10 protein-coding genes and 1 pseudogene are annotated in these 10034 nt (G+C 58.7%); 1 reads left to right on the top strand and 10 read right to left on the bottom strand.

Annotation, left to right across the window (positions count from 1 at the left end; genetic code table 11):
• Positions 1 to 464 precede the first annotated feature (464 nt).
• A complete protein-coding gene (locus tag LCM4577_RS24880; protein ID WP_198541085.1) occupies positions 465 to 1625 on the bottom strand; it encodes an IS110 family transposase in 1161 nt (386 codons plus the stop codon).
• Between the two features lie 304 nt (positions 1626 to 1929).
• On the opposite strand from LCM4577_RS24880, the gene LCM4577_RS24875 reads away from it, so the two are divergent.
• Positions 1930 to 2361 carry a YecA family protein gene (locus LCM4577_RS24875; RefSeq protein ID WP_244508426.1) on the top strand — a complete coding sequence of 144 codons (432 nt, stop codon included), beginning with the start codon at positions 1930 to 1932 and terminating at the stop codon, positions 2359 to 2361.
• Positions 2362 to 2439: 78 nt separating this feature from the next.
• On the opposite strand, the pseudogene LCM4577_RS24870 reads toward LCM4577_RS24875, so the two are convergent.
• From LCM4577_RS24870 to LCM4577_RS24830, 9 genes and pseudogenes are all read right to left on the bottom strand, one after another.
• Positions 2440 to 2625, bottom strand: a pseudogene (locus LCM4577_RS24870) (transposase); the annotation flags it as partial.
• Positions 2626 to 3025: 400 nt separating this feature from the next.
• Complete coding sequence (locus LCM4577_RS24865; RefSeq protein ID WP_157900503.1) at positions 3026 to 3163, bottom strand: hypothetical protein; 138 nt, start codon at positions 3161 to 3163, stop codon at positions 3026 to 3028.
• 170 nt (positions 3164 to 3333) lie between these two features.
• Entirely contained in the window at positions 3334 to 3624 is a 291-nt protein-coding gene (locus tag LCM4577_RS24860; protein WP_371410077.1) for a hypothetical protein, read from the bottom strand.
• A 191-nt stretch (positions 3625 to 3815) separates the two neighbouring features.
• Positions 3816 to 4577, bottom strand: coding sequence for an SDR family NAD(P)-dependent oxidoreductase (locus tag LCM4577_RS24855; RefSeq protein ID WP_071073943.1), 762 nt, complete (start codon positions 4575 to 4577; stop codon positions 3816 to 3818).
• A 91-nt stretch (positions 4578 to 4668) separates the two neighbouring features.
• Positions 4669 to 4803 carry a hypothetical protein gene (locus LCM4577_RS24850; protein WP_371410076.1) on the bottom strand — a complete coding sequence of 45 codons (135 nt, stop codon included), beginning with the start codon at positions 4801 to 4803 and terminating at the stop codon, positions 4669 to 4671.
• A gap of 847 nt (positions 4804 to 5650) precedes the next feature.
• The gene (locus LCM4577_RS24845) at positions 5651 to 7318 is read right to left on the bottom strand and encodes an ABC transporter ATP-binding protein (protein ID WP_071073942.1); all 1668 of its coding nucleotides are present in this window, start codon (positions 7316 to 7318) and stop codon (positions 5651 to 5653) included.
• A complete protein-coding gene (locus LCM4577_RS24840; protein WP_071073941.1) occupies positions 7318 to 8142 on the bottom strand; it encodes an ABC transporter permease in 825 nt (274 codons plus the stop codon). Before LCM4577_RS24840 ends, LCM4577_RS24845 begins: the two co-directional genes overlap by 1 nt.
• A 9-nt stretch (positions 8143 to 8151) precedes the next feature.
• Positions 8152 to 9117, bottom strand: a complete 966-nt coding sequence (locus LCM4577_RS24835; protein ID WP_371410075.1) for an ABC transporter permease — start codon at positions 9115 to 9117, stop codon at positions 8152 to 8154.
• A gap of 5 nt (positions 9118 to 9122) precedes the next feature.
• Positions 9123 to 10034 (bottom strand): ABC transporter substrate-binding protein (locus LCM4577_RS24830; RefSeq protein ID WP_131803519.1); only part of this gene is annotated, 912 nt, incomplete at its 5' end.

Here is a 10034-nt window from a genome sequence, read left to right as displayed (position 1 = left end):
TGCGATGAAAACTCGCTCGTCATCGATTCTTCCTCTCAAAAGAGAGGGGTCAGTTCTTCGTTTCGTTCGGGGGTCAATTTCTCATTTCGCCCGACAACTGTCCCGACATTAGCGAAACTGATGTCCGGGAATTAGCGGAATCCCTGTCCGGCTCACATGGGCATTGAAGTGTCAAGTTGGTCATCGATGAAGCATTGCGTTCTCCAAATCGTCGGTATCCAGGTTCCGAGCCCAACTGCATGACGCGGCTCGTTTGCCGAGCCTGGTCCAACTCACATCCGGTCGCCCGCGGATTACGGGCGGACCAATATCCCGCGTGCGGCGGGTGGGGCTCAGGACGACGAGACCATTCTTTTGAGACGGCATTTCGCCATGCCGGACATCGGTTCATCGACCTGGAACTGCCAGGAGTTGATCGGATCCTGGCGGATTTCTGGAAAGGGGGAATTACGAGATCGTCGGCGTCAGGTGCTTTTCATGATCGCCCCTTCGATGACCACGCCCGAGATCGCATACTTCCACAACGCGACCAGCAGCTTGCGCGCCAATGCAACGATGGTCGATTTTTTCATGCGACCGCCATTGCGCTGCACTCGTTCGCCAAACCATCGGGCCAGTGCGGAGCTCGGTTGATGCCGCAGCCAGAGCCAGGACATCTGTATCAGCGTTGTCCGCAGCCTTGGATTTCCGGCTTTCGAGACGCCCTGCTCGCGATCGATGGAGCCGCTCTGCCAGGGCGTCGGAGCCAGTCCGGCATAGGCGGCGACCTGGCGGCGATTATCAAAATGCCGGAACAACCCCTCCGACCACAGGATGGCGGCAAACTCGGCGCCGACACCCTTGATTGCGAGCAGCAGCTTGACTGCTGACGGCTTCGCCTCCGCAGCTTGCGCCGCAATGAGCGCGTCACGTTCTTCCTCGACAGCCTTGATCTGATCGATGAGAAGTTCGAGCCGTTCAAGTTCCCGGCATATCTGGGCCTTCATATGCGCGGGCAGCGCACGGTCGTCGCCAGTCCGAAGCTCTTCGAGCCGCTGCCGCCGATCCCTGCGCAGCGGCTGATAGTTCGTGACGCCTTGTGAGAACAGCAGTCCCTTGATCCGATTGACGTGGGTCACGCGTTCGGCGATGAGTGCCTTGCGCTCGCGGCAAATTCGGCGACGATCCTCTTCATCGGGCGACGGAGCCCGAACCATAGCGCAGACACGTGGCTCGCCGCGCTTGTAAGCCATCAAGGTCCGCAACAACGCCTCACCGTCGATGCGGTCGGTTTTCGCCCGTTTGCGTCGACGCGATATCGCGATCGACGCCGGGTCCACGACATGACTTTCGATCCCTTCCTTCTCAAGCGCCCGGTGAATCCAAAAGCCGTCGAGGCCAGCCTCCTGAATGGAGACGATCGGATAATCACACCCGGTTTTTGCTTCGCATCTCTCTCGCAGCTTCCCGAACAGCGTCAACAGCCCGACCAAGTCTCCAGCCGGCACGGAATGCTTCGACATCTTCTCGCCGTTCCCCGGCGACAATGACGTCAGAAGCCAGCTCGAACGACTGAGTTCCATCGAAACGAAAATTGCGCCAAGATCGGTGCGGATGGCGATCGGCTGTGTGGGTCGTGTAGTCATATGCATGGCTCGCTTTCAGAAGGAGTTGAGACGACCTCATTCTGCAAAAACGCCGGCCGCCATCCAGCCCATGGGATCTTTTGCGAAATGCGCACTCAGCACGACGGCGATGGCCGGTATCCAGGCGATCTACCGGATCGAGGAAGAGATACGGGGGCTCCCGCCCGCCGAGCGATTGGCCGCCCGACGAAGGCGGACCCGACCACTGGTCCGGGCGCTGTGCGGACCATGTCGGCGCTGGATGGCTTCGTAACGGCATCGGTCACCGGGCCGCGGTTCGCCGACCCGCAAGATGTGCCCGCTCATGGGCTTGCCGCGCGACGTCCTGGCCAAAGGCTCTGTAACCGATCACGCTGTGTTTGCCAGCCTCGCCAGGATCCACAACCGGATCAACGAGACGCTGTTCGACAGACCGCAGGATTATGAGCCCCGCTTCACCACCAAGTCCAGCGGCGGCATCGACCCACGGCCGTGGTGCCAGCGGTTCTACGCGGCCATGAATCTCAACATCAAACGCTGGAAACGGCTTCTCGACCTCAAGAACCCCAACCACGGTCTGCTGCTGCCGATCCTGATCTACTGCGTCGACAAAAAAGGGCGGCCCGTCCTCGGCAAGCCCAGGCCGGGGCCCGAGACCGCGCACTTCATCGAGCACGAGGCATACAAGGACATCGCCCTCGTCATCCCCGCTCTTCGCGAACTCTACTCCGTCACCCGCTATGATAGCCCGCAGTAATCGCCGCCGGCGCGCTGACTAACGCCTGACCGCCATACACGCATTAGGCGGCTTCGGGAAAGGTGCCTTGGTGCACCGCTTACGGATCTGCCGCACGATCCGCTCGACCTCCTCGACCGCTTCCTTGCTTGCGTCGATGTTGGAACGCCTGAGCTTTGCCGCCAGCAGGTGCCGGCCGCAGAAGATGAAGAGCGGCAGGTAGCAGTTGTAGTAGCCGTGGAAGAACCGGCCTTCCTGGTGACCGTGCAGCGGGTCATTGGAGGCGATCGAAGCTGTTCGTCGACCTGTTCCTGGAAGCCGTCGTCGGGCGAGATCGCGCTCGATCTCGCTTCCATCGAAACTTCGATGCCGAGCGGCTACAGGCGGTCAAGAATCTCAGGGGCGACGACTCGGTCAGCCCGCATGCCGCCAAACTTAATGCAGGTATCGGCAGCTTGAGCGCTGAATGCCCCACGATAAACATAGCGCTGGGTGTTGCCGCTGTACCCGGTACGCAATTTGCGGCCGCAGCGGGCACATCGGAAAAGACAAGGCAGCAAGGCCTCGCAGCCGCGGCGGATCACTCCGCGACCAAGATGGCTCTTTCCGTTGGCTTTGTCGGCTATCAGGTGCTGATTCCTCTCGAACCCCTCCTAGGAAATATATCCCTCGTGGTGATCGTGGATCAGACCTCCCCGTCCATTCCTGTTCCGGGCAGGCTGTCGCGCACGACCCGCTGGCTTTCGATGACAACCCGCGCCCCAGGCCGGCTAAAGGCATACGCGCCGGCATAGACCGGATTAGCCAGCATGTGGTGCAGCATGTGATAGACTGGCGCCTCCCACTCGGTCGCATGTCGTTGATGCGTTGTTCCAACTGGCGCAGATCGGCGAATAGGTCCACGAGCAGTTTGCGCATTGCCGGTGAGAGGTCATTTAGAAAGGTCATCGAGAACCAGAGGCAAATCGAGCTTGAACAGTCCGGCTCCCTGTCTCAATGCGATGCTATTCCCGACAGAATGCTCGCATCTGGTTGATCGGAGGAGTTCGGGTGCCGATCATCTGTCGGCACGCGATGCAAGGCTTGGAGGTCGGCTTGCTCCTCGCTCTCGCGGCAAATGGCATCGTCGGCCGCCTGGCTGCTTCGGCGATAGCTTCGGCATCGATGATGTCGCTCTTGTGGGGCGGACCATCCCATCATTGGTAAGGCCCGCCGACGGTCCACGCCGTCGACCTGAAAGATGTGCTTGGCGACATCCAGATCGATTGCGCTAACCTTCTCCATGGACGGTTCTTCCTCATGTGACTTTCGACAGCCGCACTTTGGCACATTGCGATGCCGGGAGGGGATGCCCTTCCCCCACATCAGGTCGATGCAGCGAGCGTCCGGTTTGGCCTGGGTGCTGTACTCTTCCCGTTTAAACGTCTGTTGACGACGTCCGGCTAATCGGTCGAAACACCGGGGCGCATATCGCGCTACAGCATAGACTCGCCGCCATCAACGTAGATAGTGTTCCCGGTGACGTATTCAGCCATTCCGGATACTAGGTACAGGCATGTGTTTGCAATATCTTGGACAGTGCCTAGGCGACGCAATGGCGTTTTTTCTCTTGTATGCCGATATATGTTTTGAAGATCCGGATAGTTTTGCATGTCCCGATCAGTATCGATCCAGCCAGGGGATATGCAATTGGCTGTAATTCCCTCAGGGCCCAACTCGAGCGCGAGTGATTTTGCCAAGATAGTCATACCTGCCTTCGCCACGTTGACGTGCGCGCGGTTGGCCATTGGGATGACCCCTTCGGCTCCCGTAAGATGAATGATCCGACCAAACTTTTTCTTGCGCATGTGTGGCACAACGGCTTTCGCAAGGTAGAAGGCAGAGTTCAGGTTAACATTAATAACTTTTTGCCAGTCGTCGACAGATATATCTGTGAACGCTTGGTGAGGTCTGATCCCGACGTTCGATACCGCGATGTCGATCGCCCCGAAATGCTTAACTGCTTCATTCACGACATCGGCAATTGCCTCTGGATCGGATGCGTCTGCAAGCACGGCGTAAGAGTCCACACCGAGCGCGCGGATCTCCGCTGCCACGGCTTCGATTTTATTTTTATCGCGAAGCCCATTGACCACGATATTCGCGCCGGCACGAGCCAGAGTTAGAGCAATTGCCCTTCCGATATTTTGCCCCGATCCAGTGACGATCGCCGTTCGGCCCTTCAAATCCTGCGTCACGATCTACATTCCTCCTTTACAATTGCTAATGCCAAGAAATTCAAGTCGACTCAGCCGGCCCTCGGCGACACTGCGGCTGAAACATTCGAGTTTATGCGACATTGGGACGGTCCTTATTTCGATAGTTGCTCTTCGCGCCGACAAGCGGCAGAAAATCACGCTGGCTCAGGCGACCGGCAGCTACGCGGTGGCCGAGATACTGTTGATGCATTTGGATGCTGCTCATTAAGAGGTGTTCTCCAATCCCGGGCGAGGCGGCCACTGATTTGAGTATCAGTACCTGTTTCCATGTGCCGCGCTGCTCGAATTGCCCTCCTATGATCGCACGAAATCGGCAATTTGCCGCGGTTGGCGCAGAATCCCGCCGGGTGACCGCTGATAGTCCCTCGAAGTCTCCCTAGTTGTTTGGTCCCGGCATTTGCCGGGAGCGGATGAGCTTGAATCGTTCCGGTTATGACAGCCACGCGTTGCAGATGAACTCGGAGGGTGCGAAACCCTTGAGGGTCTTTGGGTCTGGGGGCGAAGTGTAGGCGGCGAACGAAGTGGCGAGATAGATGGAGCTGGTCGTGGCTCTCGTTGTAGACGAGCTTGACGGTAGCCGAAGCCGGAGACCTCCGACTACAGGGTCTACTCCATCGGAAGACACTCGGAGGTGCGTTGCAGTCATCCCGGCGCAGTTCGTGAAGCCACAAGTGAGGCCAACCGAAAGCCACGTCATCGATGACACACCGCGGAGCGCCAGGCTTTTACGCGGCTACGATACAGTACGTCGCGGTATGGATGATGTCGGCGCACTTCAATCGTCGCCTGCTCGTTTCCTGTAATGCCGCGAAAGGCGCGCGATATCACGACCGGCGCTCTTTCGCATGACGGCCTTCGGAACTTATGGTGGAAGAAGGTTTGCGTTCCTGGACTGGTCGTGTGAGCGCAGAAATTCAGCGTTTCCCGATTACTAGACGCATAAACCGAGCAAGCTGATTGGCATCGCCGTTTTGCATTACCCAAATCCGAGATATGAAGTTCAGATTTGTAAGGGCGCGCGCTTACTGATATCGGACCGGCGGCAGGTCAATTCAGTTCCCCGCGCTTGCCATTCGGCGGGTGGGAATCGCGTGCTCTAGCCACCCGACGTCCATCTCGGGTACGGAAGATAGCAGAAGGTCCGTATAAGGGTCGAACGGCGGTGTAAGCACCTGCGTCTTGCAGCCGTAGCGGACCACCTCTCCGCGATACATAACCGCGATGGAATCCGCGATGGCTTTCACGGTCGCCAGGTCGTGCGTGATGAACAAGTATGCCACGTCCTCAATCTGCTGCAGGCGAAGCAACAGCTTCAGGATTCCGTCAGCCACCAGCGGGTCGAGAGCACTCGTCACCTCGTCGCAGATGATGAGCTTGGGCTTGGCCGCCAGCGCACGAGCAATGCAGACCCGCTGCTTCTGTCCGCCGGAGAGCTCGGCTGGATAGCGCTCGATGAAGGCCTTGCCCATCTCAATCTCGTCGAGCAGTTCGGCGACCCGGGCATCGCGTTGCTTTCCTCGCATGCCGAAATAAAATTCGAGCGGCCGGCCGATGATCGCGCCAACCGTTTGGCGCGGATTCATCGCCACGTCGGCCATCTGGTAGATCATCTGCAATTCCCGCAGATCGTCCATCGAGCGCTCGGCAAGCCCTGGCATGAGTGTGCGGCCGGCGAAGTTGATGCTGCCGGCAATCGGCCGCAGCAGCCCTGTAATGACACGGCCGAGCGTCGATTTGCCCGAACCGGATTCCCCCACGACGGCCAGCGTCTGGCCCGATTGAACTTCAACTGAGACATCCCGCAAAACCTTTACGGCACCCCCGGCATAGGCGGCCGTGACATGCTGGACCGAGAGCACCGGCTTCGGCGCAGTTGCCTTCTGCTCATGCTCTATCGACCGAACCGAAACCAGTGCTTTCGTGTAATCCATCCGCGGCGCCTTTATGATCTGCCGCGTTTCGCCGAGTTCTACGGTCTTGCCGTCCCTTAGCACCATGATCTCATCTGAGACCTGGGCTACCACCGCAAGATCGTGCGTGATGTAGAGCGCCGCGACGCCGGTATCGCGGATGGCGTCCTTAATTGCAGAAAGAACGTCGATTTGCGTCGTCACGTCTAGAGCAGTGGTTGGCTCGTCGAACACGATCAAGTCAGGCTCAGAGCACAGTGCCATCGCAGTCATGACGCGCTGCAACTGTCCGCCTGACACCTGGTGCGGGAAGCGCTGCCCGATCGTTTCGGGGTGGGGGAGACTGAGCTTCTTGAACAGGGCGACGGCGCGTTTCTCTGCCTCGGCCCGCGTCGCGACGCCATGCAGAAGCGCTGCTTCCACGACTTGGTCCATCAGACGATGCGCCGGATTGAACGCCGCGGCAGCCGACTGAGCCACGTAGCACACCTCCCTGCCCCGCACCCTACGCAAGGTCTGAGCCCCGCCCGCAAGAATGTCGCGGCCGTTTAGCAGGATCTCGCCRCCAGTGATGCAGACGCCTCCGCGACCATAACCCATTGCAGAAAGGCCGACAGTAGACTTGCCGGCGCCGGATTCTCCAATCAACCCCATCACCTTGCCACGCTTCAAGAGCAGCGACACTCCGTCCACGATCGTGACGTTGCGCGGCTTCTCGCCCGGCGAATAGGCTATTGCCCCTACTCTGAGATTCCGGATCTCAAGCAGGGTGTCGTCGCCTCGCTGCGGCGCTGGCCGAACCTTCGCCATTAGTCGCGCCCCCCCTTGAGGCTTGTGGTACGGGTAAGCACCCAGTCAGCGACCAGATTGACGGAGATCGCGAGCGCTGCAATCGCAGCAGCCGGAATGAGGGCGGCAGGAATACCGAAAACAATCCCATCCTTGTTTTCTTTCACCATGCCGCCCCAATCCGCCTCCGGTGGTTGCACCCCGAGACCGAGGAACGAAAGCGCCGACAAGAATAGCACCGAAAAGATGAAGCGCAGACCGAGTTCCGCCACTAAGGGGGACAATGCGTTGGGCAGGATCTCGCGAAATATTATCCAGCCGAGACCCTCACCTCGCAACTTGGCCGCTTCAACGAAATCCATAGCGTTGACGTCCACAGCTACTGCACGCGCAAGACGGAAAACCCGCGTCGAACTCAGTATACCCATGACCAGAATGAGGGTTAGGTTGTTTGAGGGCAGCACTGAGAGGACGACAAGACCGAATACCAGCGTCGGTATCGCCATCAGAAGGTCGACAATACGCGACATTAGCATGTCGAGCTTACCTCCTACGACCGCAGCCGTAAATCCGAGGATGGCGCCGAGCGAGAAGGACAAGGCGGTAGCCATGGCAGCGATATAGATGGTAAGTCGGGCGCCATAGATCATCCGCGAGAGCAGGTCTCGTCCGAGATTGTCGGTCCCCAACCAGTGCACCGACGACGTTGGCTCCCATACGTCGGCGACGATCTCGCCATTGCCATAGGGTGCGATCCAGGGCGCAAACAGAGCGCATATTACCAGCAACCCCATCAGGATCAGGCCGATCCATGCCCCGTACGGGACGCGCATAGGGCCGAGCATCGTTCCCTCCTATTTCGGATGGCGCAGGCGCGGGTTGGCAAGAATGGCGGCGACGTCGGCAACAATGTTGAGTCCAATGTAGACAGCAGCGAAGATGAGACCCACTGCTTGAACCACCGGGACGTCGCGTTTGACGACATGGTCGACCAGATACTGTCCCATACCCGGATAGACGAAAATCACTTCGATCACGACGACGCCAACCACCAAGTAGGCAAGATTGAGCACGACGACGTTGATGATAGGCGCGATGGCATTCGGGAGAGCGTGCTTGCGAACAATATCGAGGGCGGAAAGCCCCTTAAGTTCGGCCGTTTCGATGTAGGCGGACTGCATCACGTTCAGAATAGCAGCACGCGTCATGCGCATCATGTGCGCCAGGACCACAAAAACCAGAGCGGTTGCCGGCAGCACGATCGCCTTCAACCTCTCCACAAAGGGCAGACCGTGATACACCGTCGAGATTGAGGGGAACCATTGCAGCTTCACGGCAAAGAACAAGATGAGCAGATAGCCCAAAAAGAACTCAGGCAGCGAGGTTGAAGCCAGCGCGAAACCGGAGATCGCCTTGTCGAGGGGACCATTACGATAGCGTACCGCCAGCAACCCGAGGATTATCGCAAGCGGAACCGACACCACCGCAGCCCAGAATGCGAGAAACAGCGTGTTCCACAGCCTCGGCATCAGCGTTGCAGTTATCTCCTGTCGCGTAGTGAGCGCGGTACCCAGGTGGCCGGTCAAGATGCCACCAAGCCAGTGGAAATAGCGCAGATAAGCAGGGTCGTTCAGCCCAAGCTCCTGGCGCAGATTGGCGAGAGCTTCGGGAGTGGCGGACTGCCCGAGAATAGACTGCGCCACGTCGCCGGGAAGGATCTGAGTGCCTCCGAAGATCAGCACGGAGACCGCGAAGAGGAGGAGAATGCCCTGCGCGACACGCTGGGCAACCAGTCTCCGAACGGGCGAGTTCGGAAGCACTCGGTTTACCCTTCGAGCCAGCATTGCACTAACGCGGACGCGTTACTCAATCCCCGCATAGGATTCTTCACAAAACCCATCAAGCCAGGGCCTGTCGCATCGATGTACTGGTTGAACACGGGCGCGATCGTCCCCCCCTCATCCCGAACGATGATGGCCATCTCACGATAGAGGTTCTTACGCTTTTCCTGGTCGAACTCAGCACGCGCCTCAATGAGGAGCTTGTCAAACCTCTCATTAGAAAAATGGGTGTCGTTCCATGCCGCAGTCGACAAATACGCAGTCGAGTATATCTGGTCCTGCGTCGAGCGACCGTTCCAGGCGCCGGTCGAAAAGGGCTGCTTTCGCCAGACCTCCGACCAATATCCGTCGCTCGGTTCGCGCTTGACGTCGATGGTGATGCCGGCCTTGGCACAGCTCTGCTGAAAAAGCTGAGCAGCATCAACGGCGCCCGGGAAGGCCGCATCGGAAGTCCTGAGCAGGATTGGTCCGCCGTGGCCCGACTTCTTGTAGTGAAACTTGCTCTTGTCTGGATCAAAGGCGCGCTGCTCGATGTCCTCGGGAAAGAGTTGGTAGGAGGCATTGATCGGGAAGTCGTTACCCACCGAGYCGTAGCCGCGCAGGATCTTGTCCAGCATTTCCTCGCGGTCTATGGCGAGTTTCAACGCCATACGGAGATCATTATTATCGAACGGTGCGGTGTCGCAGAACATGTTGAAGTAATAATAGCCTCGTCCCGGAGTGTTCTGAATGGTCACACCGGGACTACGCTTGAGCAGGTCGACGACCTTCGGCTCGACGCGGTCAATCATGTGGACCTGATTGCCCTGCAGGGCCGCAATGCGTGCCGTCGCGTCGTTGATGACGATGATTTCGATCTGGTCGGCATGGCCGAGCCTGTCGCCTCGCCAATAGTC

It is taken from the genome of Mesorhizobium sp. LCM 4577 (genome assembly GCF_001854795.2).
Taxonomy (GTDB): Bacteria; Pseudomonadota; Alphaproteobacteria; order Rhizobiales; family Rhizobiaceae; genus Mesorhizobium; species Mesorhizobium plurifarium.
The sequence above is the reverse complement of the archived record's forward strand: the minus strand, read 5'-3'. Positions and strand labels throughout refer to the sequence as shown.

Bases quoted from the DNA above. Each gene is read 5' to 3' on its own strand.
- LCM4577_RS24880 (WP_198541085.1), bottom strand. From the start codon at position 1,625: ATGACTACACGACCCACACAGCCGATCGCCATCCGCACCGATCTTGGC.
- LCM4577_RS24875 (WP_244508426.1), top strand. From the start codon at position 1,930: ATGGGCTTGCCGCGCGACGTCCTGGCCAAAGGCTCTGTAACCGATCAC.
- LCM4577_RS24865 (WP_157900503.1), bottom strand. From the start codon at position 3,163: ATGCTGCACCACATGCTGGCTAATCCGGTCTATGCCGGCGCGTATGCC.
- LCM4577_RS24860 (WP_371410077.1), bottom strand. From the start codon at position 3,624: ATGGAGAAGGTTAGCGCAATCGATCTGGATGTCGCCAAGCACATCTTT.
- LCM4577_RS24850 (WP_371410076.1), bottom strand. From the start codon at position 4,803: ATGAGCAGCATCCAAATGCATCAACAGTATCTCGGCCACCGCGTAGCT.
- LCM4577_RS24840 (WP_071073941.1), bottom strand. From the start codon at position 8,142: ATGCTCGGCCCTATGCGCGTCCCGTACGGGGCATGGATCGGCCTGATC.